Annotated in this window: 23 protein-coding genes; 20 read left to right on the top strand and 3 right to left on the bottom strand. The window is 74.7% G+C overall.

Annotated features, from left to right (window positions below; all coding sequences use genetic code 11):
* Window positions 1-131 precede the first annotated feature (131 nt).
* From mihF to O2W20_RS17970, 6 genes are all read left to right on the top strand, one after another.
* Entirely contained in the window at window positions 132-461 is a 330-nt protein-coding gene (gene mihF / locus O2W20_RS17995) for an integration host factor, actinobacterial type (protein ID WP_269171799.1), read from the top strand.
* 50 nt (window positions 462-511) lie between these two features.
* Window positions 512-1,087: a guanylate kinase gene (gmk, locus tag O2W20_RS17990; protein WP_269156851.1), complete on the top strand. Its 576-nt coding sequence runs from the start codon at window positions 512-514 to the stop codon at window positions 1,085-1,087.
* 83 nt (window positions 1,088-1,170) lie between these two features.
* Entirely contained in the window at window positions 1,171-1,434 is a 264-nt protein-coding gene (gene rpoZ / locus O2W20_RS17985; RefSeq protein ID WP_036335031.1) for a DNA-directed RNA polymerase subunit omega, read from the top strand.
* Between the two features lie 72 nt (window positions 1,435-1,506).
* Window positions 1,507-2,769 carry a bifunctional phosphopantothenoylcysteine decarboxylase/phosphopantothenate--cysteine ligase CoaBC gene (gene coaBC, locus O2W20_RS17980; RefSeq protein ID WP_269171800.1) on the top strand — a complete coding sequence of 421 codons (1,263 nt, stop codon included), beginning with the start codon at window positions 1,507-1,509 and terminating at the stop codon, window positions 2,767-2,769.
* Between the two features lie 126 nt (window positions 2,770-2,895).
* On the top strand, window positions 2,896-4,116 hold the full coding sequence (gene metK / locus O2W20_RS17975) for a methionine adenosyltransferase (RefSeq protein ID WP_269171801.1): 1,221 nt from the start codon (window positions 2,896-2,898) through the stop codon (window positions 4,114-4,116).
* A gap of 106 nt (window positions 4,117-4,222) precedes the next feature.
* The gene (locus O2W20_RS17970; protein ID WP_269171802.1) at window positions 4,223-6,175 is read left to right on the top strand and encodes a primosomal protein N'; all 1,953 of its coding nucleotides are present in this window, start codon (window positions 4,223-4,225) and stop codon (window positions 6,173-6,175) included.
* Between the two features lie 18 nt (window positions 6,176-6,193).
* On the opposite strand, the gene O2W20_RS17965 is transcribed toward O2W20_RS17970, so the two are convergent.
* Complete coding sequence (locus O2W20_RS17965; RefSeq protein WP_269171803.1) at window positions 6,194-6,688, bottom strand: hypothetical protein; 495 nt, start codon at window positions 6,686-6,688, stop codon at window positions 6,194-6,196.
* A gap of 62 nt (window positions 6,689-6,750) precedes the next feature.
* On the opposite strand from O2W20_RS17965, the gene def reads away from it, so the two are divergent.
* The 3 genes from def to O2W20_RS17950 are packed head-to-tail and all read left to right on the top strand — an operon-like array spanning window position 6,751 to window position 9,658.
* The gene (gene def, locus O2W20_RS17960) at window positions 6,751-7,308 is read left to right on the top strand and encodes a peptide deformylase (protein WP_269171804.1); all 558 of its coding nucleotides are present in this window, start codon (window positions 6,751-6,753) and stop codon (window positions 7,306-7,308) included.
* Window positions 7,233-8,246 carry a methionyl-tRNA formyltransferase gene (gene fmt, locus O2W20_RS17955; RefSeq protein WP_269171805.1) on the top strand — a complete coding sequence of 338 codons (1,014 nt, stop codon included), beginning with the start codon at window positions 7,233-7,235 and terminating at the stop codon, window positions 8,244-8,246. The genes def and fmt overlap by 76 nt, the downstream gene beginning before the upstream one ends.
* Complete coding sequence (locus tag O2W20_RS17950; RefSeq protein WP_269171806.1) at window positions 8,243-9,658, top strand: RsmB/NOP family class I SAM-dependent RNA methyltransferase; 1,416 nt, start codon at window positions 8,243-8,245, stop codon at window positions 9,656-9,658. The genes fmt and O2W20_RS17950 overlap by 4 nt, the downstream gene beginning before the upstream one ends.
* Window positions 9,659-9,699: 41 nt before the next feature.
* On the opposite strand, the gene O2W20_RS17945 is transcribed toward O2W20_RS17950, so the two are convergent.
* Window positions 9,700-11,178: an aldehyde dehydrogenase family protein gene (locus O2W20_RS17945; protein ID WP_269171807.1), complete on the bottom strand. Its 1,479-nt coding sequence runs from the start codon at window positions 11,176-11,178 to the stop codon at window positions 9,700-9,702.
* Window positions 11,179-11,342: 164 nt separating this feature from the next.
* Here O2W20_RS17945 and rpe point away from each other — a divergent pair, with 164 nt between their 5' ends.
* From rpe to O2W20_RS17905, 8 genes are all read left to right on the top strand, one after another.
* Window positions 11,343-12,008 carry a ribulose-phosphate 3-epimerase gene (gene rpe, locus O2W20_RS17940; RefSeq protein ID WP_269171808.1) on the top strand — a complete coding sequence of 222 codons (666 nt, stop codon included), beginning with the start codon at window positions 11,343-11,345 and terminating at the stop codon, window positions 12,006-12,008.
* Between the two features lie 19 nt (window positions 12,009-12,027).
* Window positions 12,028-13,083 (top strand): bifunctional diaminohydroxyphosphoribosylaminopyrimidine deaminase/5-amino-6-(5-phosphoribosylamino)uracil reductase RibD, encoded by a 1,056-nt coding sequence (gene ribD / locus O2W20_RS17935; protein ID WP_269171809.1) that lies wholly within the window; start codon window positions 12,028-12,030, stop codon window positions 13,081-13,083.
* 1 nt (window position 13,084) lies between these two features.
* Window positions 13,085-13,702 carry a riboflavin synthase gene (locus O2W20_RS17930; RefSeq protein WP_269171810.1) on the top strand — a complete coding sequence of 206 codons (618 nt, stop codon included), beginning with the start codon at window positions 13,085-13,087 and terminating at the stop codon, window positions 13,700-13,702.
* The gene (locus tag O2W20_RS17925) at window positions 13,699-14,994 is read left to right on the top strand and encodes a bifunctional 3,4-dihydroxy-2-butanone-4-phosphate synthase/GTP cyclohydrolase II (protein ID WP_269171811.1); all 1,296 of its coding nucleotides are present in this window, start codon (window positions 13,699-13,701) and stop codon (window positions 14,992-14,994) included. Before O2W20_RS17930 ends, O2W20_RS17925 begins: the two co-directional genes overlap by 4 nt.
* An 84-nt stretch (window positions 14,995-15,078) precedes the next feature.
* Window positions 15,079-15,588 (top strand): 6,7-dimethyl-8-ribityllumazine synthase, encoded by a 510-nt coding sequence (ribH, locus tag O2W20_RS17920; RefSeq protein ID WP_269171812.1) that lies wholly within the window; start codon window positions 15,079-15,081, stop codon window positions 15,586-15,588.
* Window positions 15,585-15,848 carry a phosphoribosyl-ATP diphosphatase gene (locus O2W20_RS17915; protein ID WP_269171813.1) on the top strand — a complete coding sequence of 88 codons (264 nt, stop codon included), beginning with the start codon at window positions 15,585-15,587 and terminating at the stop codon, window positions 15,846-15,848. Before ribH ends, O2W20_RS17915 begins: the two co-directional genes overlap by 4 nt.
* A gap of 89 nt (window positions 15,849-15,937) precedes the next feature.
* Window positions 15,938-16,801 carry an ATP phosphoribosyltransferase gene (gene hisG, locus O2W20_RS17910; protein ID WP_269171814.1) on the top strand — a complete coding sequence of 288 codons (864 nt, stop codon included), beginning with the start codon at window positions 15,938-15,940 and terminating at the stop codon, window positions 16,799-16,801.
* A gap of 19 nt (window positions 16,802-16,820) precedes the next feature.
* A complete protein-coding gene (locus O2W20_RS17905; protein WP_269171815.1) occupies window positions 16,821-17,285 on the top strand; it encodes an SSI family serine proteinase inhibitor in 465 nt (154 codons plus the stop codon).
* 18 nt (window positions 17,286-17,303) lie between these two features.
* Here the strand turns inward: O2W20_RS17905 and O2W20_RS17900 are convergent, their stop codons facing one another.
* Window positions 17,304-18,299, bottom strand: a complete 996-nt coding sequence (locus O2W20_RS17900) for a DUF2877 domain-containing protein (protein ID WP_269171816.1) — start codon at window positions 18,297-18,299, stop codon at window positions 17,304-17,306.
* A 312-nt stretch (window positions 18,300-18,611) separates the two neighbouring features.
* Between O2W20_RS17900 and O2W20_RS17895 the strand changes: the two genes are divergently transcribed.
* The 3 genes from O2W20_RS17895 (at window position 18,612) to O2W20_RS17885 (ending at window position 22,657) form a co-directional block, all read left to right on the top strand.
* On the top strand, window positions 18,612-20,525 hold the full coding sequence (locus O2W20_RS17895) for a PucR family transcriptional regulator (RefSeq protein ID WP_269171817.1): 1,914 nt from the start codon (window positions 18,612-18,614) through the stop codon (window positions 20,523-20,525).
* A 153-nt stretch (window positions 20,526-20,678) separates the two neighbouring features.
* Entirely contained in the window at window positions 20,679-22,121 is a 1,443-nt protein-coding gene (locus tag O2W20_RS17890; protein WP_269171818.1) for a uracil-xanthine permease family protein, read from the top strand.
* Window positions 22,122-22,285: 164 nt separating this feature from the next.
* Window positions 22,286-22,657 (top strand): VOC family protein, encoded by a 372-nt coding sequence (locus O2W20_RS17885; protein ID WP_269171819.1) that lies wholly within the window; start codon window positions 22,286-22,288, stop codon window positions 22,655-22,657.
* Window positions 22,658-22,700 lie beyond the last annotated feature (43 nt).

Raw genomic sequence — 22,700 nt, 5'->3', positions numbered from 1 at the left:
CAGGATGACCAGCGGGTTCGAGGTGACTAGGTTGGCGGCCAGGCTCATACCGAGGGCCGCCGTCCAGGCACACTCCACACCGAACGACACCGCCGGTCGCAGCGCCGGCACGATCACGATTGGGTTGCTCCGTGCCCCTTCCCGAGTTGTCCCCCGAACAGCGCGCCGCAGCCCTGGAGAAGGCCGCCGCGGCCCGCAAGTCCCGCGCCGAGCTGCGTGAGCGGCTGAAGACCAAGGGCGCGACGGTCGGCGACGTCCTCAAGCAGGGCGAGACCGACGAGGTCATCGGCAAGATGCGGGTCTCCGCGGTGCTGGAGTCCCTCCCCGGTGTCGGCAAGGCGCGCGCGGCCAAGATCATGGAGCGGCTCGAGATCTCCCCGACCCGCCGCGTCCGTGGCCTCGGCGCCAACCAGCGCAAGGCGCTGGAGGCCGAGTTCGCCGGCGAGGTCGTCGAGCCCTGAGCCCGTCCCTGTCCCGACCGACCCGCACCCCCAGCCCGAGGACGCCGAGCGTGGCCCGCACCCCTGCCCGCCTGACGGTCCTCTCCGGCCCCTCGGGGGTGGGCAAGGGCACGGTCGTCGCCGAGGTCCGGCGCCGGCACCCGGAGGTCTGGGTGTCGGTGTCGGTCACCACCCGTGCCCCCCGCGCGGGTGAGGTCGACGGCGAGCACTACTGGTTCGTCGACGACGACTACTTCGACTGGCTGATCGAGCACGACGGCCTGCTGGAGTGGGCGGAGTACGCGGGCAACCGCTACGGCACCCCGGTGGCGCCGGTGCAGGAGCAGCTGGCCTCCGGGGCCCCGGCGCTGCTGGAGATCGAGCTGCAGGGCGCCCGGCAGGTGCGCGAACGCGCGCCGGAGGCCCAGCTGGTCTTCCTGGCCCCGCCGTCCTGGGCGGAGCTGGTCAGCCGGCTGGCCGGCCGGGGCACCGAGCACCCCGAGGTGCAGTCCCGCCGGCTGGCGCTCGCGCAGGCCGAGCTGGACGCCTCCGGGGAGTTCGACGTGGTGGTCGTCAACGACGACGTGGCCAGGGCCGCCGACGAGTTGGTAGGCTTGCTGACTGCGTCTCCCCCCGCTGGTCCCTGACCGCGGTCGAGGGCGCACCCGAGGCGACCGTGCGGAGCCATCCGCCGCCCGCCCGCACACCGAGTTGAGGAGCACGCCCGCCCGTGTCCGGAGTCGCACCTGCCCCTGAGGGCATCACCAACCCGCCGATCGACGAGCTGCTCGAGCGGACCACCAGCAAGTACGGGTTGGTCATCTACGCCGCCAAGCGCGCGCGCCAGATCAACGCCTACTACAGCCAGCTCTCCGAGGGCCTGCTGGAGTACGTCGGCCCGCTGGTCGACACCGCGCCCCAGGAGAAGCCGCTGTCGATCGCGCTCCGCGAGATCAACGAGGGCCTGCTCGCCCACACCGCCGGCGAGAACTGAGCAAGCACCCGTACTGATGACGAAGCCCCCGGCTGGTGCCGGGGGCTTCGTCGTGTGTGGAGGATGGACTCCATGAGCCAGATCGTCCTGGGCGTGGGTGGCGGCGTCGCCGCCTACAAGTCCGCGCTGCTGCTGCGCGCCCTCACCGAGTCCGGCCACGACGTCCGCGTGGTGCCCACGGCGTCGGCGCTGCGCTTCGTCGGCGCCGCGACGTTCGAGGCGCTCAGCGGGAACCCGGTGTCCACCGAGGTCTGGGACGACGTCCCCGAGGTCGCCCACGTCCGGATCGGGCAACGTGCCGACCTGGTCCTGGTCAACCCGGCCACCGCGGACCTGCTGGCCCGGGCGGCGGCCGGGCGGGCCGACGACCTGCTCACCGCCACGCTGCTCACCGCGCACTGCCCGGTCGTCTTCGTCCCGGCCATGCACACCGAGATGTGGCAGCACCCGGCCACCCAGGACAACGTCGCGACGCTGCGCCGCCGTGGTGCGGTCGTGCTGCCCCCCGCGGTGGGGCGGCTCACCGGCCCGGACTCCGGCCCCGGGCGGTTGCCCGAGCCCGCCGACGTCGCGGCGCTGGCCGAGCTGGTGCTCTCCGCCGGTGCCGGGGCGCTGGCCCCCGACCTCATCGGCCGCCGGGTGGTGATCAGCGCCGGCGGCACCCGGGAGCCGCTGGACCCGGTGCGGTTCCTGGGCAACCGCTCGTCCGGGCTGCAGGGCTGGGCGCTGGCCCGGGTCGCCGCGGCCCGGGGTGCCGAGGTCGTGCTGGTCGCCGCCAACGTCGAGCTGCCGGCCCCGTTCGGGGTGCGGGTGGTGGCGGTGGAGAGCGCCGAGGAGCTGCGGACCGCGATGCACACGGAGTCCTCCGGACGGCAGCACGCCGAGTCGTCCGGGCAGGGGGCGGCTCGACCGGCCGACGTCGTCGTCATGGCCGCCGCGGTCGCCGACTTCCGGCCCGCCACGGTCGCCGGCAGCAAGCTGAAGAAGGGCGGGGCCGCCGAGCCGAGCTCGGTGGAGCTGGTCCGCAACCCCGACGTCCTGGTCGAGCTGGTGGGCTCCCGGCCGCCCGGGCAGCTCGTCGTCGGCTTCGCCGCGGAGACCGGCGACGCCGAGGGCGACGTGCTGACCCACGCCCGCGCCAAGCTGGCCCGCAAGGGCGCGGACCTGCTGGTGGTCAACGACGTCTCCGCCGGCCGGGTCTTCGGGCGGGCCGAGAACGAGGTGACGGTGCTGGCCACCGACGGGTCGGCGACCGCCGTGCCCTCCGGTCGCAAGGACGCGGTCGCCGCCGCGATCTGGGACGTGGTGTCCGACCGGCTGCCCCGGCAGGCGTGACACCACCGCCTCACCGAACGGGCGGGAGCTCCCGCCGGTAGCCTCAGCCGTCGGGCCGCCCGCCACGTGGTGCAGCCCGGCCGACCGCGAGCAACGCGCTCGGCAGCCGACCGCAGGGAGAACCGAGTGCCACGCCGTCTCTTCACGTCCGAGTCGGTGACCGAGGGCCACCCCGACAAGATCGCGGACCAGATCAGCGACTCGATCCTGGACGCGATGCTCGCCCAGGACCCGCGCAGCCGCGTCGCCGTCGAGACCCTCATCACCACCGGCCAGGTGCACATCGCCGGTGAGGTCACCACCTCCGGCTACGTCGACATCGCCGACATCGTGCGCAAGACGATCCTCGGCATCGGCTACGACTCCTCCCGCAAGGGCTTCGACGGCGCCTCCTGCGGCGTCAGCGTCTCCATCGGCGCCCAGTCCCCGGACATCGCCCAGGGCGTGGACATCGGCTACGAGGCCCGCACGGCCGAGCTGAGCGCGGCCGAGCACCGGGCCGCGGCGGCCGACGACCTGATCGCCCGGCAGGGCGCCGGCGACCAGGGCCTGATGTTCGGCTACGCCACGGACGAGACCCCCGAGCTGATGCCGCTGCCGATCGCGCTGGCGCACCGGCTGTCCCGGCGGCTGTCGGCCGTCCGCAAGGACGGTTCGGTGCCCTACCTGCGCCCCGACGGCAAGACCCAGGTCACCGTCGTCTACGAGGACGACCGCCCGGTCGCCGTGGACACCGTGGTGGTCTCCTCCCAGCACGCCGAGGACATCTCCATCGACACGCTGCTCGCCCCGGACGTCCAGGAGTTCGTGGTCGAGCCCGCGCTGCGCGAGCTGGGCCTGCCCACCACCGGCTACCGGCTGCTGGTGAACCCGACCGGCAAGTTCGTCATCGGTGGCCCGATGGGCGATGCCGGGCTGACCGGTCGCAAGATCATCGTCGACACCTACGGCGGCATGGCCCGGCACGGTGGCGGCGCGTTCTCCGGCAAGGACCCCTCGAAGGTCGACCGGTCCGGGGCCTACGCGATGCGCTGGGTGGCGAAGAACGTCGTCGCCGCCGGGCTGGCCCGCCGGTGCGAGGTGCAGGTCGCCTACGCGATCGGTGCCGCCCACCCGGTGGGGCTCTTCGTGGAGACCTTCGGCACGAACACGATCCCGGAGGAGGTGCTGGAGAAGGCGATCACCGCGGTGTTCGACCTGCGGCCCGGCGCGATCGTGCGGGACCTGGACCTGCTGCGGCCGATCTACGCCCCGACCGCGGCCTACGGCCACTTCGGCCGCACCGACATCGAGCTGCCCTGGGAGCGGCTGGACCGGGTCGACGCGCTGAAGTCGGCGGTGGCCTGAGGACCTCCGGGCACCCCGCTGCGCGACCGCGCGCAGCGGGGCACTGCAGGAGGGCCGTGCCAGCACGTCGCCGGGGACTGTCGGAGTGAGCGGGGAGACTGGCCCGGTGCGTGTCGCCCGGGTCGTCGTCGACGTTCCGTTGGCGCACCTGGACCGGCCCTTCGACTACGCCGTCCCCGAGGAGCTCGCCGAGCAGGTGGTGGCCGGCTGCCGGGTCCGGGTGCGCTTCGCCGGCAAGCTGGTGGACGGCGTCGTCCTGGAGCTGGCGGCCGACACCGACCACACCGGGAAGCTGGCCCCGCTGGCCAAGGTGGTCTCCGCCGAGCCGGTGCTCACCCCGGAGGTCGCCGACCTGGCCCGCTCGGTCGCCGACCGGTACGCCGGGTCGCTGACCGACGTGCTGCGGCTGGCCCTGCCCCCACGCCGTGGCGCCCCGGAGAAGCGACCCCGGCTCGACCCGCCACCACCACCCGCGGCCCCCGACCCGGCGGGCTTCGCCCGGTACCCGACCGGGCCCCAGCTGCTGACCGCCGTCGCCGAGGGTCGGCCGGCCCGCGCGGTCTGGACGGCGCTGCCCGGGGAGGACTGGCCGACCCGGCTGGCCGAGCTGGCGCAGGCCGCCCTCTCCGGCGGTCGGGGTGCGCTGGTCGTGGTGCCCGACGGCAAGGACCTGGACCGGCTGGCCGCCGCGGCCGACCGGCTGCTGCCGGCCGGCTCGGTCGCCGTGCTGCGCGCGGACTCCTCCCCGGACACCCGCTACGGCCGCTTCCTCACCGCCTCGCGCGGCACCGCCCAGGTGGTGCTCGGCACCCGCGGTTCGGTCTTCGCGCCCGTGCGGGAGCTGGGCCTGGTGGTCGTCTGGGACGACGGCGACGACCTGCACGCCGAGCCGCGGGCGCCCTACCCGCACGCCCGGGACGTGCTGGTGCACCGGGCGCACCTCGCCTCCTGCGCGGCCGTGGTCGCCGGGACCGCGCGCACGGCGGAGGCAGCGCTGCTGGTGGAGTCCGGGTGGGCGCACGAGCTGATCGCCGACCGCGCCACCCTGCGCGCCGCCGCACCTCGGGTGGAGGCGCTGGGCAGCGACTTCGAGCTGGCCCGGGACCCGGCCGCCCGGTCGGCCCGGCTGCCCACCCTCGGGTTCACCGTGGCCCGGCGCGCGCTGGCCGACGGTGCCCCCGTGCTGATCCAGGTGCCCCGCTCGGGCTACGTGCCCTCCCTGGTCTGCGACCGGTGCCGTGCGCCGGCGCGCTGCGCGCACTGCGCCGGCCCGCTGGGGATCGCCCCGGCGCCCGGGCCCGGGGGCGTGCGGATCGCGGCCTGCCGCTGGTGCGCCCGGCCGGCGGCGACCTTCGACTGCCCGCACTGCCACGGCACGAAGCTGCGGGCCGCCGTCATCGGCGCCTCGCGCACGGCTGAGGAGCTGGGCCGGGCGTTCCCGGGCGCGGCGGTGCGGGTCTCCGGCCGCACCTCCGGTGTGCTGGCCACGGTCTCCGGTGACCCGGCGATCGTGGTCGCCACCCCGGGCGCCGAGCCGGTGGCCGAGGGCGGCTACGGCGCGGCGCTGCTGCTGGACTCCTGGGCGTTGCTCGGCCGGGCGGACCTGCGGGCGGGGGAGGAGACGATGCGGCGCTGGATGAACGCCGCCGCGCTGGTGCGCGCCGGCGGTCAGGTGGTGGTCGCCGCCGACGCGGCCCACCCGGTCGTGCAGGCGCTGGTCCGCTGGGACCCGGCCGGGCTGGCCACCCGGGAGCTGGCCGACCGCCGGGAGCTCGGGTTCCCGCCGGTCACCCGGATGGCCTCCCTGGCGGCGTCCCCGGCCGCGCTGGCGGACTTCCTGGCGGCGCTGCGGCTGCCCGAGGGCGCCGACGTCCTCGGGCCGGTGCCCGAGCCGCCACGGCCCGGGCAGGAGGGCGAGCGGGAGCGCTACCTGGTGCGGGTGCGGCGCAGCGACGGGGCGGCGCTGGCGCGGGCGCTGCACGACGTCCAGGGGGTGCGGAGCGCGAAGAAGGTCGCCGAGCACGTCCGCGTGCAGCTGGACCCGCTCGACCTCGCCTGATCGCCCGCCCGGGGGGAGTCAGCTGGTCGGCTGGTCCAGCAGCTGCGCCAGCTCGGCGTCCAGCTGGGCGGTGGCCAGGTCGTCGATGGCCCGCTCGGTGGCCCGGCGCCAGCGCACCGGGAGCGTCGACGCGGCGGCGCCCACCCCGACCACCACCCCCACCACCAGGTGCGGACGGCGGTGGCCGCGCCGGCGCAGGGCCCGGACGGCCGGGCGGTGGACGGCCGTCGCCGCCAGCCCCCAGCTCATCGTCGCCAGGGCCTGGTGGCGGGTCACCGCTTGGTCGGCCGGGGGCGTCGGCTCGGTCGGCATGCCCTGGAAGGTGCGCCGCAGCGCCGGCAGGTCGTGGGCGACCGTGTCGGCGGCCGTCGCGCCCATCAGGGCCAGGTAGACGCGCAGGCGGGCCGCGGACCGGGGCGGCAGGTCGAGGGCGGCTTCGGCGCCGCCGACCAGCAGTCCGTCGACGAGGGTGCTGATCACGGCGTGGACGCGGTGGGCGGCGAGTGAGGCCATTGCAGCACCGTAGCCAGATCACCCTGCAGGCGCCGCAGTCACCGGCACCTACGATCGTCCGCGTGAGCGTGACCCCCATCCGGATCATGGGCGACCCGGTGCTGCGCACCCCGGCCGCCCCCGTCGTCGACTTCGACGCCGAACTGCGTCAGCTCGTCGCCGACCTGACCGACACGATGCACGCCGCCGGCGGTGCCGGCATCGCCGCTCCGCAGATCGGCGTCGGCCTGCGGGTCTTCACCTGGTACGTCGACGGCGAGGTCGGCCACCTGGTCAACCCCGACGTCACGCCGGTGGGCGAGGAGACCGAGGAGGACGCCGAGGGATGCCTGTCCATCCCCGGTTTCCGGTTCGACTGCCGCCGGCACCTGTACGTCGCCGCGACCGGCTGGAACATGTACGGCGACCCGGTCCGGGTGGAGGGGTCGCACAAGCTGGCCCGCGCCATCCAGCACGAGACCGACCACCTCGACGGAGTGCTGTTCGTCGACCGGCTCGACACCGAGGCCCGCGCGGCCGCGCTCGCCGTCCTGCAGGACGCGGAGTGGCAGGGGGCCCAGGCCTGGCTGCCCGACGGCGCACCGGTGCCGGCGCCCGTGGTGAAGGTGAGCCCCCACTGAGGCTCCTGTTCGCCGGTACCCCGGCGCCGGCCGTCGTCGCCCTCGACGCGCTGCTGGACTCCGCCCACGAGGTCGCCGCCGTCCTCACCCGGCCGGATGCGCCGTCCGGCCGCGGCCGGCGGACCAGCCGGTCGCCGGTCGCCGAGCGCGCTGACGCGGCGGGCGTCCCCGTGCTCCAGCCCCGCTCGCCCCGCGAGCCGGAGTTCCTCGCCCAGCTGGCCGACCTCGCCGTCGACTGCGCCCCGGTCGTCGCCTACGGCGCCCTGGTGCCGCCGGCGGCGCTTGACGTCCCGCGGCACGGCTGGGTGAACCTGCACTTCTCGCTGCTGCCCGCCTGGCGTGGTGCGGCACCGGTGCAGCACGCGATCATGGCCGGCGACGAGGTCACCGGCGCGGCCACCTTCCAGCTGGAGGCGGGGCTGGACACCGGCCCGGTCTTCGGCGTCGTCACCGAGCCGATCGGGGCCACCGACACCGCTGGTGACCTGCTGGGCCGGCTGGCGGTCAGCGGCGCCCGGCTGCTGGTCGCGACCCTGGACGGCATCGCCGACGGGTCGCTGCGGCCGGAGCCCCAGCCGGCCGAGGGCGTCAGCCTGGCGCCGCGGATCGAGACGGCGGACGCCCAGGTCGACTGGGCCCTGCCGGCCCACGTCGTCGACCGCCGGGTGCGCGGGGTGACGCCGGCCCCGGGCGCCTGGACGACGTGGCGCGGGAACCGGCTGCGGCTGGCGCCGGTCGAGCCGCTGTCCTCGTCGCTGGCGCTCGCGCCCGGTGAGCTGTCGATCGGGTCGACCGGTGTCCTGGTGGGCACCGGGCGCGGTGCGGTGCGGCTGTCGTCGGTGCAGCCGGCCGGCAAGAAGATGCTCGCGGCGGCCGACTGGGCGCGCGGCGCGCGCCTGGAGCCGGGCGAGCGACTCGGTGCGCAGGTGACCGCGTGAGCGGCCCCGCGGACCGGGCCGGCCACAAGCGGCGCAACGACCCCGGCACCGGCAACCAGCGCCCGCAGTCCCGCCGGCACCGGCCCGTACTGGACGGTGCCCGGCTGACCGCCTACGACGTGCTCGACGGGGTCTCCAGCCGGGCGGCCTACGCCAACCTGCTGCTGCCCCAGCTGCTGCGCGAGCGGCAGCTGGAGCCCCGGGACGCCGCCTTCGCCACCCAGCTGGCCTACGGCACGCTGCGCGCCACCGGCACCCTGGACGCCGTCCTGACCACGCTGGTGTCCCGGCCGCTGTCCGAGCTCGACCCCAAGGTGCTGGACCTGCTGCGGCTCGGCGCCTACCAGCTGATCGACCTGCGGGTGCCGGCGCACGCCGCGGTCGACACCACGGTGGCGCTCACCCGGGCGATCGTCGGCACCGGCGCCTCCGGGCTGGTCAACGCCGTGCTGCGCAAGGTCGCGGCCGGCGGTGACCGGGCTGCCTGGGTCGCGGCGCTCGCACCGGCCGACGACGACGAGCGGTTGACCCTCACCACCGACCACCCGCGCTGGATCGTCGATGCCTGGCGCGACGCGCTCGCCGACGACGCCGAGGTCGAGGCCGCGCTGCTGGCCGACGACGCCGCACCCGAGGTCCACCTCGTCGCCCGGCACGTCGACCGCGACGAGCTGGCCGCCGACTCCGGTGGCGAGCCCGGCCCGTGGTCCCCGCACGCCGTCCGGCTGCACGGCGGCGACCCCGGCAAGCTCGCCGCGGTCCGCTCCGGCGCGGCGGCGGTCCAGGACGAGGGGAGCCAGCTGGCCGCGCTCGCCCTCGTCCGGGCGCCGCTGGAGGGCCCCGACGTGCGCTGGCTGGACATGTGCGCCGGTCCGGGCGGCAAGGCGGGGCTGCTGGCCGCCGTCCGGCCGGCCGGGGTGCACCTGACCGCTGTCGACCGCAGCGAGCACCGCGCCGAGCTGGTCCGCGGCGCGCTGGCCGGCGCCGAGGACGTCGAGGTCCTGGTCGCCGACGGCACGGCACCGGACTGGCCGGCCGGGTCGTTCGACCGGGTGCTGCTGGACGCGCCGTGCACCGGCCTGGGTGCCCTGCGCCGCCGGCCGGAGGTGCGCTGGCGCCGGACGCCGGACGACGTCCCGCCGCTGGCCGAGCTGCAGCGGCAGCTGCTGGACAGCGCGCTGGCCTCGGTCCGGCCCGGGGGAGTGGTCGCCTACGTGACCTGCTCGCCGCACATCGCCGAGACGGTGGCCATCGTCGACGCGGTCGCCGGCCGGGACGACGTCGAGGTGCTCCCCGTGGCGCCGCTGTTCCCCGAGGTGCCCGGCATCGCGCGCGGTGAGCACGCCCAGCTGTGGCCGCACCGGCACGGCACCGACGCGATGTTCATGGCCCTGCTCCGCCGCACCCGCTGAGCGCCGGTGGCGTTCCCGCGGGAACGCCACCGGCTCGGGTCTCAGAAGGGGAACTTGCGCTTGGTGTGCTGGACGCTCACCCAGTGGTCGGTGGTGAACTCCTCGATCGCCCAGTCGCCACCGAACCGGCCCAGCCCCGACTCCTTCTCCCCGCCGAAGGCGGTGTTGTTCTCGTCGTTGAGCGGGGAGTCGTTGACGTGGGTCATCCCGGCGTCCACCCGCAGCGCGAACTGCACCCCGCGCAGGGTGTCCTCGGTGAACACGGCGCTGGACAGGCCGTACTCGGTGTCGTTGGCGATCGCCAGCGCGTCGTCCTCGTCGCGGGCCCGGATGATCGTGGCCACCGGACCGAACACCTCCTGACGGGCGGTCGCGACGTCGTTGCCGCCGAGCAGCACGTGCGGGGGCAGCACCGAGCCGATCGGGCCGGTCGGGTCGCCGCCGAGCACCTGCTGGGCGCCGTCGGAGATCGACTGGGCGACCTTCTCCTGGATGCCCTCCAGCTGCTTGGCGTTGATGATCGGGCCGATCACCGTGTCCTCCTCGGCCGGGTCGCCGGCCTTGAGCCCGCGCACCCGCTCGACGTAGCGCTCCACGAACTCGTCGTGCACGGCGTCGTCCACGATGATCCGGTTGGTGATCATGCAAACCTGGCCCTGGTGGAAGAACTTGCCGAAGACGGCGGCGTCCACCGCGTAGCCGAGGTCGGCGTCGTCCAGCACCACCAGCGGTCCGTTGCCGCCCAGCTCCAGCGAGAGCTTCTTCAGCCCGGCCTTCTCCGCGATCCCCTTGCCCACCGGGGTGGAGCCGGTGAAGGAGACGACCCGCGGCGTCGGGTGGGAGACGATCGCGTCGCCGATGTCCCGGCCGGCGCCGATCAGCACCGAGAGCAGGCCCTCGGGCAGTCCGGCCTCCTCGTAGACCTTGGCCAGCAGCAGGCCGCCGGTGACCGGGGTGTCACCGGCGGGCTTGAGGACGACGGCGTTGCCGACGGCCAGGGCCGGGGCGACGGAGCGGTTGGACAGGTGCATCGGCACGTTCCACGGGCTGATCACCGCGACCACCCCGACCGGGCGCCGGTAGACCCGGCTCTCCTTGCCCTCGATGTCGGCCGGCAGGATCCGGCCCTCGACGCGGTAGGGGTAGGACGACGCCTCGTGGAAGTCGCGCAGCGTGATCGCGTACTCGAACGCGGCGGCCGGGGCGGCGGCGCCGCTCTCCTGGACGTGCCAGTCGATGATCTCGTCCTTGCGGGCCTCCATGACCCGGGCGGCGCGGCGCATCACGTCGGCGCGCTCACTGGGCAGCCGGGCGGCCCAGTCCCGCTGGGCCTCCTTCGCCCGGGCGTAGGCCTCGTCGAGGTCGTCGGCGTTGGCGAGCGGGATCTCGGTCAGGGTCTCGCCGGTGTAGGGGTTGGTGTCGGTCGCGGTCTTCCCGGCACGGCCGGCGCGCCAGGTGCCGGCGATCGGCATCCGGTCGAAGCCGTCGTAACGGGCAGGTGCTGAGTTGTCCGAAGCCATGGGGGACCGCGTACCCGGTGGTGCGCAACGGACACGTCCGCCCGTGGGCGTCGAGTGCTGAGCGGTGCACGCCTCGGGGCTCCACCAGACGTCGATGCTCCGGTGCTCGCCGGGCCGCCGGTGACCCGGCCAGGGTGCGCGGGGGCGGCCCCTACGATCAGCGCGTGTCCCGGGAACCCATGATCGCGCCCAGCCTGCTGTCCGCGGACTTCGCCCGGCTCGCCGACGAGGTGCAGCGGATCGCCGATGCCGACTGGGTGCACGTCGACGTCATGGACGCCCACTTCGTGCCCAACCTGACCCTCGGCCTGCCGGTGGTCAAGGCGATCCAGGCGGTCAGCCCGGTTCCGCTGGACTGCCACCTGATGATCGACGATCCCGAGCGCTGGGCCCCCGGCTACGCCGAGGCCGGCGCCCGCAACGTCACCGTGCACGCCGAGGCATGCACCGACCCCCGTGCCGTGGCCCGCGACCTCCGGGCCGCCGGAGCGCTCGCCGGACTGGCGATCAAGCCGGGCACGCCGCTGGAGGACTACCTCGACGTGCTGCCGGAGTTCGACACCCTGCTGGTGATGACGGTGGAGCCCGGCTTCGGTGGGCAGTCGTTCATGCCCGAGGTGCTGCCGAAGGTGCGGGAGGCCCGGCGGCTGGTCGAGGCCGGCCACCTCCAGCTGTTCCTGGAGGTCGACGGCGGGATCAACGCAGACACCATCGAGCAGGCCGCCGAGGCCGGCGCCGACGTCTTCGTCGCGGGCTCGGCCGTCTACGGCGCCGACGACCCCGGCCGGGCGATCGCCGCCCTGCGGGCCCAGGCCGCGCGCGCCCGGTGAACACCGCCGAGCAGGCCCGGTGAACACCGCCGAGCAGGCGGCGATGGCCCGCGCCCGGGAGCTGGGGCTGCGGGTGCTGGGCACCACCAGCCCGAACCCCCCGGTGGGTGCAGTCGTGCTGGACGCGGCCGGCACCGTCGTGGGGGAGGGGGCGACCTCCCCGCCGGGTGGCCCGCACGCCGAGGTGCACGCGTTGGCCTCGGCGGGGGAGCGCGCCCGCGGGGGCACCGCGGTCGTCACCCTGGAGCCGTGCGCGCACACCGGCCGCACCGGGCCCTGCGCCGACGCGCTGATCGCCGCCGGGGTCGCCCGGGTCGTCGTCGCCGTCCCCGAGCCGACCCGGCTGGCCACCGGGGGTGCGGAGCGGCTGCGCGCGGCCGGGATCGACGTGGAGGTCGGCGCTGAGCAGGCGGCCGCCGCCGAGGGAGCCCTGGCCGGCTGGCTCACCGGGGTGCGGGAGCACCGGCCGCAGGTGGTCTGGAAGGTCGCCACGACCCTGGACGGGCGGGTCGCGGCCGCCGACGGCACCAGCCGCTGGATCACCGGGCCCCAGGCCCGGGCCGCGGTGCACGAGCTGCGGGCCACCTGCGACGCGGTGCTGGTCGGGTCCGGGACGGCGCTCGCCGACGACCCGGAGCTCACCGTCCGCGACGCCGACGGCCGCCCCGCCGACCGCCAGCCGCTGCGCGTGGTGCTGGACCGCCGCGGCCGGGTGCCGGCCAGCGCCCGGGTGCACGACGACGCAGCACCCACGCTGGTCAGCCGGGCCGCCACCCCGGCCGCCCTGCTGGCCGAGCTGTTCGCCGCCGACGTCCGCCGGGTGCTGCTGGAGGGCGGACCGACGCTGGCCGCCGCCTTCCTCGCCGCCGGCCTGGTCGACGAGGCCGTGGTGCACGTCGCGCCGACCCTGCTCGGCGCCGGCGCCGGCATGGTGGGCGGCCTGGGAATCAGCACGATCACCGATGCGCTGCACCTGCAGGTCACCGACGTCACCCGCATGGGCGGGGACGTGCAGATCCGGTTGCGGCCCACCGGGCACACTGGGCGGGCAACGTCGACCGGCGGAGGGAGCTGAGGTGTTCACCGGCATCGTGGAAGAGCTCGGCACCCTGGTCGTGCGCGAGGACGGCGCGGACAGCGCCGTGCTGCGAATCCGGGCCCGCAAGGCGCTGCAGGACGTCGCGCTGGGCGACTCGATCGCGGTCAACGGCGTCTGCCTGACCGTGACCGGGGTCGAGCCCGGCCCCGACGGCAGCGGCGTGTGGAGCACCGACGTGATGGCCGAGACCCTGCGCCGCAGCAGCCTCGGTGCCACCGGCTCCGGCGACCGGGTCAACCTCGAGCGCGCCGTCACCCCGCAGACCCGGCTGGGCGGCCACATCGTGCAGGGCCACGTCGACGGCGTCGGCACCGTGGTCTCGCGCACCCCCGGCGACGCCTGGGAGGTCGTGCGGATCGCCGTCCCGGCCGAGCTCGCCCGCTACGTGGTGGAGAAGGGCTCCATCACCGTCGACGGCGTCTCGCTCACCGTGAGCGCCCTCGCCGACGCTCCCGAGCCGTGGTTCGAGGTCAGCCTCATCCCCACCACGCTGCGCGAGACCACCCTGGGCGACCGCGCTCCCGGTGACCGGGTCAACCTGGAGGTGGACGTCATCGCCAAGTACGTCGAACGACTGTTGGGAGCACGCCGATGAACGGGTTCCGGTTGGACTCCGTGGAGAGCGCGATCGCGGCGGTCAAGCGCGGCCGGCCCGTCGTCGTCATCGACGACGAGGACCGGGAGAACGAGGGCGACCTGATCTTCGCCTCCGAGCTCGCCACCCCCGAGGTGGTGGCCTTCATGGTCCGCTACACCTCGGGCTACATCTGCGTGGCGGTCACCGAGTCCGACGCCGACCGGCTCGACCTGCCCCCGATGTTCCGGGTGAACCAGGACCGCCGCGGCACCGCCTACACCGTCACCGTCGACGCCCGGGAGGGCGTGACCACCGGCATCTCGGCCGCCGACCGGGCGCACACGATCCGCACCCTGGCGTCTGCGGAGACCAGCTCCGCCGACCTGGCCCGCCCCGGGCACGTGGTGCCGCTGCGCGCCAAGGACGGCGGCGTGCTCCGCCGACCCGGCCACACCGAGGCCGCGGTCGACCTCGCCGTCCTGGCCGGCCTGCGTCCCTCGGGGACGCTGTGCGAGGTGGTCAGCGAGAAGGACCCGACCGGCATGGCGCGCGGGGAGGAGCTGCGGGTCTTCGCCGACGAGCACGACCTGGTCATGGTCTCGATCGCCGACCTCATCGCCTACCGCAAGCGCTTCGACAAACTGGTCGAGCGGGTCGCCGAGGCCCGGGTGCCGTTGCGCGCCGGGGAGTTCACCGCGGTCGGCTACCGCAGCTCCTACGACGAGCGCGAGCACGTGGCCTTCGTCTACGGCGACATCACCGCGAGCGACGGTGAGGACGTGCTGGTGCGCGTGCACTCCGAGTGCCTGACCGGCGACGTGTTCGGCTCGCTGCGCTGTGACTGCGGCCCACAGCTGGACGCCGCGCTCGCCGCCGTCGCACAGGAGGGCCGCGGCGTCGTCCTGTACATCCGCGGTCACGAGGGCCGCGGCATCGGACTGCTGCACAAGCTGCAGGCCTACCAGCTCCAGGACACCGGCGTGGACACCGTCGACGCCAACCTGGACCTCGGGCTCCCCGCCGACGCCCGCGACTACGGCACCGGCGCGCAGATCCTGGTCGACCTGGGCATCCAGACCATGCGGCTGCTGACCAACAACCCGGCCAAGCGCGCCGGGCTCGAGGGGTACGGCCTGAAGATCACCGGCCGGGTCGCCCTGCCCAGCAACGTCACCGTCGACAACGTCGGGTACCTGCGCACCAAGCGCGACCGGATGGGCCATCTGCTGGAGATCATCGAGCCCGACGCCCCCGACACCGGCGGCCAGCCGCCCGCGCCGGGACGGCGCGCCGACGAGCAGCCGATGTGACCGGGTCGCACCGCGGCCCACGGCACACTGCACCGTCCCTTACCGACCGTCCCAGCTGAGGACGAACAGCACCGAGGAGAACTCATGAGCGGGTCCGGAGCGCCGGGGCAGGAGCCCATCGACGCCGCGGGGCTGACCCTGGGGATCGTGGCGACCACCTGGCACGGCGACATCACCGAGTCGCTGCTGCAGCGGTCGATCGCCTGCGCGAAGGCCGCCGGCATCCCGGAACCGACCGTCGTCCGGGTGCCCGGCGCCATCGAGCTGCCCGTGGTCGCCCAGGCCCTCGCCGCGACGCACGACGCGGTCGTTGCCCTCGGGGTCGTGGTCCGCGGGGGCACGCCGCACTTCGAGTACGTCTGCGACTCCTTCACCGCCGGCCTCACCCGGGTGGCGCTGGACTCCGGCAAGCCGGTCGGCAACGGCGTCCTCACCACCGAGGGCGAGCAGCAGGCGCGCGACCGCGCCGGCATGGACGACTCCGGTGAGGACAAGGGCTGGGAGGCCACCGCTGCGGCGCTGCAGACCGCCCTCGTGCTGCGTGAGCTGCGCAGCCCGAAGCAGAGCACCGGTTTCGGGGTCGGCCCGGCGTGAAGACGTTCGACCAGCTGTTCGCCGAGCTGAGCGAGAAGGTGGCGGCCGGTGACCCCGCCTCGGGCACGGTCACCGCCGTGCGCGACGGCGTGCACGCCGCCGGCAAGAAGGTCGTGGAGGAGGCGGCCGAGTCCTGGATGGCCGCCGAGCACGAGGGCCCAGAGCGGACGGCGGAGGAGATCAGCCAGCTCCTCTACCGGGTGCAGGTGCTCATGCTGGCCCGAGGGCTCGACCTGGACGACGTCTACGCTCACCTCTAGAAGGACCCCGCCCTCCTCACCCCTCGCAAGCTCGGGGCGAGCCTCGGGACGGGGCCGGGGTCGGTCAACCACTGTTCGAGGAGTTCGCTGTGCTGCGCGTTGCCGTGCCCAACAAGGGTGTCCTCAGCGAGCCCGCGGCCGCGATGCTGGCCGAGAGCGGGTACCGGCAGCGCCGCACCTCCAGTGAGCTGGCGGTGTACGACCCGGAGAACGACACCGAGTTCTTCTACCTGCGCCCGCGGGACATCGCGATCTACGTCGCGGCCGGCACGCTGGACGTCGGCATCACCGGTCGGGACATGCTGCTGGAGACGACCCCGCCCGAGGGTGGCGACGTGGCGGCCGAGGTGATGCCGCTGGGCTTCGGCCGGTCGTCGTTCCGCTTCGCCAGCCCGGCGGAGTCCCCGGTCGACGAGGTGGCGAAGCTGGAGGGCAAGCGGATCGCCACCGCGTACCCGGGCCTGCTGCAGCGCTTCCTGGACGAGACGGGCATGAAGGCCGCCGTGGTGAAGCTCGACGGCGCCGTGGAGACCGCCTGCCGGCTCGGCGTGGCGGACGCCGTCTGCGACGTGGTGGAGACCGGCACCACGCTGCGCGCGGCCGGGCTGCGGATCATCGGCGACCCGGTGCTGGCCAGTGAGGCCGTGCTCGTCGGGCGGGCCGGGGCCGACGAGGTGCCGGCCGTCGCGCAGCTGCGCCGCCGGCTGCAGGGTGTCCTGGTCGCCCGGCGGTACGTGATGCTCGACTACGACTGCCCCAACGACCTGCTCGCCCAGGCCACGGCCCGCACCCCGGGGCTGGAGGGTCCGACGGTGAGCCCGCTGCAGACGCCGGGCTGGTCGGCCGTGCGGGCGATGGTCCGCAAGGAGGACACCAACCGGGTGATGGACGAGCTGTGGGAGCTCGGCGCGCGGGCGATCCTGGTCACCAGCATCGCAGCGTCCCGCATCTGACCCGGGCAGACTGGCGGGCATGCGCCGCGCCGTCCTGCTGTCCCTGGTCGTCCCGCTGATGCTGCTCGCCGCCTGCGGCACCGCGGACGACACCGGTGAGGCGGTCGGCTCCTCGACGCCACCGGCGACCTCGTCGGACCCGGCCACCACCACGCCCGGGGACGTCATCGGCGACCTGGTGGTCGAGTACGACCCGGGCGAGGGCGCGCCGGTGGAGCGCTACACCCTCAGCTGCGGAGGCACCGTCGAGGGTGATCTCCCCGACCCCGAGGCGGCCTGCGAGCACCTGCGAGAGCTCGAGGAGCCGTTCGCCCCGGTCCCGGACGACGCGATCTGCACGCAGCAGTACGGCGGGCCGCAGACGGCGCACGTCACCGGCGTGTGGCGAGGGGAACCGGTCGACCTGCAGCTCTCCCGTACCGACGGCTGCCGGATCGCGCAGTGGGAGCGGCTCGGGCCGCTGCTCCCCGGACCGGCCGGCTGACCGGTCGCCCCGGCCGGCTCAGCGGGGCCGGCTGGTCCGGTCGACGAGGTCGATCGCGGTGCACAGCCCCAACGCCATCGCCCGCCCGCTGGTCGACCCGGTGGTCAACAGGGTCGTGATCGCCGGTGCGAGCGCGCCGTGGCCGACCAGGCCCCGCAGCACGGCGGCGAACTCCCCGCTGACCCGCCCGGCCGCCGCGTGCCGGAGCAGCGCCCGGGACAGCTCGGTCGTGCGCCCGGCGGCCAGCCCGGTCACACCGGCCCCGAAGCGCTCGGCGGCGGGGTGCCCCAGCAGCACGAGACCCGCGGTGACGCCGGCCAGCACGTCGTCGCCGGCGGGGGTGAGGCCGGGACCCAGCCCGATCAGCCGGGTCGCGGTGCGCAGCGCGGCGTCGACGTCGGCCCGGCGGACGGCGCCGCGCAGCGCGGCCAGCGGACCGCTGGGACCGCTGGGCAGGCCGGGGAGGACGAACGCGCTGTGCGGCACCCCCTCGCCGTAGAGGGCGGAGCGGAGCTGGCGGACCCCTTCGGGGAGCAGCGCCGGGCGTGCGGTGGGCAGCTTGGGCCGGGGGTCCCACCATGCGGCGGCGCTGATGGTCAGGTCGCCGACGGTCAACCGGCCGCCGCCCAACCGGGCGGGGGCACCGCTGGGCACCGAGACCAGAGGCCGGCCGTTCGAGGGCCGGAAGAGCACGCAGCCCAGCGGCAGCCGGGCGGCGTCCGAGGTCAGCACGCCCACCACGTCGGGGCCGTGCGGGGTCTGCACGGTCAGGTACACCGCTGCCGGGACCGACAGCAGGACCCGCGCCGACCGGACCGGTCCGCGCAGCAGGTCGGCGATGCCGGTGCTGGCCTGGGCGGGGACCGTCGTGCCGGGGGTCCGGGCGCCGGCGGCTGCGGACTCGCGCGGCAGGGGGATCGTCGGGACGCCGGCCCGGGCGGCCTGCCCGGTGCGGGTGTCATCTGGGGTCGTGTCCCGGCCGTGGCTGCCGGTGCTCTCGTCGATGGTGCGCATGTGCCCTCCACCCGTGCGGTCGACGGGCGACGCCTGCAGCGGAGCCCGTCCCGGTCTGGCTCTCCCGGCCGGGACGCCGGACCCTCCGTCGATCGACGGAGCCGCCTACCATCCGAGCCGGGACACAGGACCGGGGCTCGAACCTACTGGCGCGTCCCCCGTGCCTGTATGGCGATTCTCGCCAAGCGTGCCTTCTGCCGTCCAGAGACGTCTGACAGAATCTCGCGCAGCCTGCTCGTGCACGGTGTTTTGGGGGAACGTACAGTGACCGAACGTGATTCGTCTGTGACCTACGCATCGCACAGCGACCGGATGGCTACGTTCAGTACCGTCCCCGCGTCGGCCGAGCCGGTGCTCTCCCAGCTCCCGCCGGCCGACCGGACCGCCCTCCAGGACAGCATGGGCCTGACCGTCGACCAGCTGCTGCAGCTGCCGGGGCTGACCGGCGCGCTCGTCGTCGGCGGCGCCACCGGCACCCGCCGGATCGTCCGGCACGTGGCCGTGCAGGACCCGGCCGACCCCGTCGCCGGTGCCGGGCCCGACCTGCTCGTCGTCCTCGGTGCCCGGCTGCCCAGCGGCGACCCGGCGCAGAGCCGGGCGCTGATCGATCGGCTCCACCGGGCCGGCAGCGGCGCTCTCGCCTACCGCGCGGAGGCCGGCTCCGGGAACCCGGCCGGCGACGTCCCCGCCGAGCTGCTCGCCGAGGCCGACCGCCGCGGCTTCCCGGTGCTGGCCCTGCCCGCGCGGGCCCGGCTGGACGAGGTGGTCGCCGAGGTGCTCGGCGCCATCATCGACAAGCAGACCCAGGCGCTGAGCCTCGCCAACCGGATGCACAACCAGTTCATCGACGTGGCGCTGTCCGGCGGGGGGCTGTCCGAGGTCACCACCCAGGTGTCGACCTTCCTCGCCGGGGCCGCCGTGCTCGGTCTGGGCCCCGACCGGGAGGTCGCCACCCATGCCGGCCCGCCGGAGGAGGTCACCGAGATCCGCGACTGGCTGTGGCTGCTCGACGCCGCGGCCGACGACGCGTTCGCCGACCTCACCCCGTCCCGCCGGCTGTCGGGCAACCGCGCCGACCAGAGCGTGGTCACGCCCGCCGACGTGCTCGCCGATGCCGACCTCTCGCCGGCCGACGGCATCCTGCTGGTCCCCGGGCACCACGAGCTGCCCGGCGGGGTCGGGGAGTACGCGGTGGCGCCGATCATGGCCGGTGACCAGCGGCACGGCTGGCTGGTCGCGGTGAACCGGCACGGCCCGATGCTGCTGGGCGCCGGTGCGGTCCTCGAGCAGGCCGCGGTCATCGCCGCGCTGTCGGAGATCCGTTCGCAGGCGGTGCACTCGGTGGAGCTGCGGTTCCAGGGCGACATGGTGCGCCGCCTGGTCGGCGGCACCTTCGCGCACACCGAACGGGCGCTGGCCTACGCGCGCTCGTTCGGCTGGCGGCTCGACGGCCCGGTCGTCGTCCTGGTGACCGCCACGGAGACGGTGGCCGACGCCGGCGCGGACCCGACCCGGGCGCTGGACGTGCTGGACCGGCTGGCCGACGGCTGGCGGGCCGCGGTCGACAGCGAGGTCGCCGGCGCCGCGGTCGCCGGGCTCGCCACCGAGATCGTCACCGTGCTCCCGCTGGACGGGCGCACGCCCGAGGAGCTCTCCAGCCTGGTCGCCTCGGTGACCGCCCGGGTCAACGCCCGGCTGCGCCGGGTCGGCCGGCTGCTGGGCACCGGGATCGGCCGGCCGGCCGAGTCGCTGTCGGCGCTGGGGGAGGCCTACCAGCAGTCCCAGCGCGCGCTCGTGGTCGGGCAGGAGATCCACGGCGGCCACGCGGTCACCCACTTCGACCAGCTCGGCGTCTTCCGGCTGCTGTCGCTGATCCCGGACAGCAACGAGCTGCGCTCCTACGTCGACGAGGTGCTCGGCACCCTCGCCGACTCCTCCGACGCGGACGCGGTGGACCTGCGGGAGACCCTGCGCGTGCTGCTGGAGACCAACCTCAACGTCGCGGAGTCCGCCCGCCGGCTGCACTTCCACTACAACACGATGCGCTACCGGATCGGCAAGCTGGAGCGGTTGCTCGGTCCCTTCACCACCGATCCCACGCTGCGGCTCAACCTGCTGCTCGCGCTGCACGCCGCCCGTATCCGGGGGCTGGACCAGCCGCACCGGCCGCCGGTGGAGAGCGTGGTCGCCGCCGTCCTGGACGACGGGCTCGAGTCACTGGTCTGAGGCGGCGGCGAGTCCGCCGTGTTGCGGCGCCGTTCATCTGCCGGTCCGTGATGGGAACGTGTCCAGGACCCCCTGGTGTGATCCACGGACTTCTGCCACTGTCCGGTACCTCAGCGCTGAGCTATCTGTTCGGCGTGGCTGCGAGGAGGACCGATGGCGTTCGGCTGGAAGCTCTACGGGGACGGGAAGACCCCACCGCTGGGTGAGGCGGTGGCGCCCGACGAGCGGCTGTCCTGGCCGTTGACCGTCGGCATCGGCGCCCAGCACGTGGTCGCCATGTTCGGCGCCACGTTCGTCTTCCCGCTGATCATGGGGCTGGACGCCAACCTGGCGATCATGATGAGCGGGATCGCCACGATCATCTTCCTGCTGATCGTGCAGGGGAAGGTGCCCTCCTACCTGGGCACCAGCGCCGCGTTCGTCGGCGGTGTCGCCGCGGTCCGCGCCCAGGGCGGGGACAGCTCCGACGTGGTCGGCGCGATCCTCGTCTCCGGCATCGTGCTGGCGCTGGTCGGGCTGCTCATCCAGGCCGCCGGTGTGGCCGTGGTGAACCGGGTGCTGCCCCCGGCGGTGACCGGCGCGGTGGTCCTGCTCATCGGCTTCAACCTGGCACCCGTCGCCGCGGGCCTGTACTGGCCGCAGGACCAGTGGGTCGCGTTGGCCACCATGGCGTTCGTCATCGTCGTCTCGCTGGCGCTGCGCGGGTTCTGGGCCCGGATCTCGATCCTGCTCGGCCTGGTGTTCGGCTACCTGCTCTCGCTGCTGCTGGACACCTTCTCCCAGGCCGTGACCTACGACGCCGCGGGTGTGGGGGTCGCGCACGACCGGGTCGACCTCAGCGGCGTCGGCGAGGCCTCGTGGTTCGGGCTCCCCGAGCTCACCGCGCCCTCGTTCTCGGTCAACTTCGCGCTGCTGGTGCTGCCCGCGGTGATCGCGCTGGTCGCGGAGAACGCCGGCCACGTCAAGGCGGTCGGCGAGATGACCAAGCGCGACCTGGACCCGGTGCTCGGCCGGGCGGTCTTCGCCGACGGCGCCGCCACCGTGGTCGCCACCTCGGTCGGTGGCTCCCCGACCACCACCTACGCGGAGAACATCGGCGTCATGGCCGCCACCCGGGTCTACTCGACCGCGGCCTACTACGTCGCCGCGCTGGTGGCGATCATGCTCGGGCTGGTGCCCAAGTTCGGCGCCATCGTCAACGCCACCCCCGGTGCGGTGCTCGGCGGGATCACCGTCGTCCTCTACGGGATGATCGGCCTGCTCGGCGCCAAGATCTGGAAGGAGAACCGGGTCGACTTCGCCAACCCGATCAACCTGGTGCCCCTGGCGGCCGGGATCATCATCGGCATCGGTGACGTCCAGTTGCGGTTCAGCAGCGAGTACTCCATCGGTGGCATCGCGCTGGGCACGATCGTCGCCGTCGTCGGTTGGCACGTCGCCCGGATGCTGGCCCCGGCGGAGATGAAGGCGTCGCTGTACCAGGAGGGTGGCTTCGCCGCCGGCACCGGTCCGGCGCTGGGGGCCACCGGCAGTCACAACACAGACCCGGGTGGGCCAGACCCCTCCGACGTCGACCGGGTCAACCGGACCCGCTGACCCTCGGACGCACCGGCCCGGCTCCTCGCGAGGAGCCGGGCCGGTGGCACGTCCGGGACGGTCCCGCGACGGCGTGCCTGTACGGATCCTGCCCGGGCAGGTGATGATGGCCGCCGACACCAGCCGGACGGTTCCTGAACATCACTGGCCAGCCAGGAGACCACGTGGACTTCCGACTGCAGCTCGTCACGGTCCCCGTCACGGACGTGGACCGATCCACGGCGTTCTACGTCGACCAGGTCGGTTTCCGGGTCCAACAGGACATCGAGGTCGACGATGACCACCGGTTCGTGGAGCTCGTGCCACCGGGGTCGGCCTGCTCGATCGCCCTGACCGCCGGCTACGTCGACGCCGAACCCGGCTCGTTGCGCGGAGTGCAGCTCGACGTCGACGACGTCCACGAGGCACACGCCGCCCTGCGCGCCGGCGGGGTGGCGGTCACCGATGTCGAAGAGCACCCCTGGGGCAGCTTCTGCTTCTTCGCCGACCCCGACGGCAACGGCTGGTCGGTGCACCAGCCGCCTCGCCTCGGCTGAGCACCCGGTCCGGGCCGCCGCGAGGGCGTGAGGCGCGCCGTCC

The organism is Modestobacter sp. VKM Ac-2982, from assembly GCF_026967935.1.
GTDB lineage: Bacteria > Actinomycetota > Actinomycetes > Mycobacteriales > Geodermatophilaceae > Modestobacter.
Note: the sequence above shows the minus strand (reverse complement) of the source record. Positions and strands in the feature narration are given on the sequence as shown.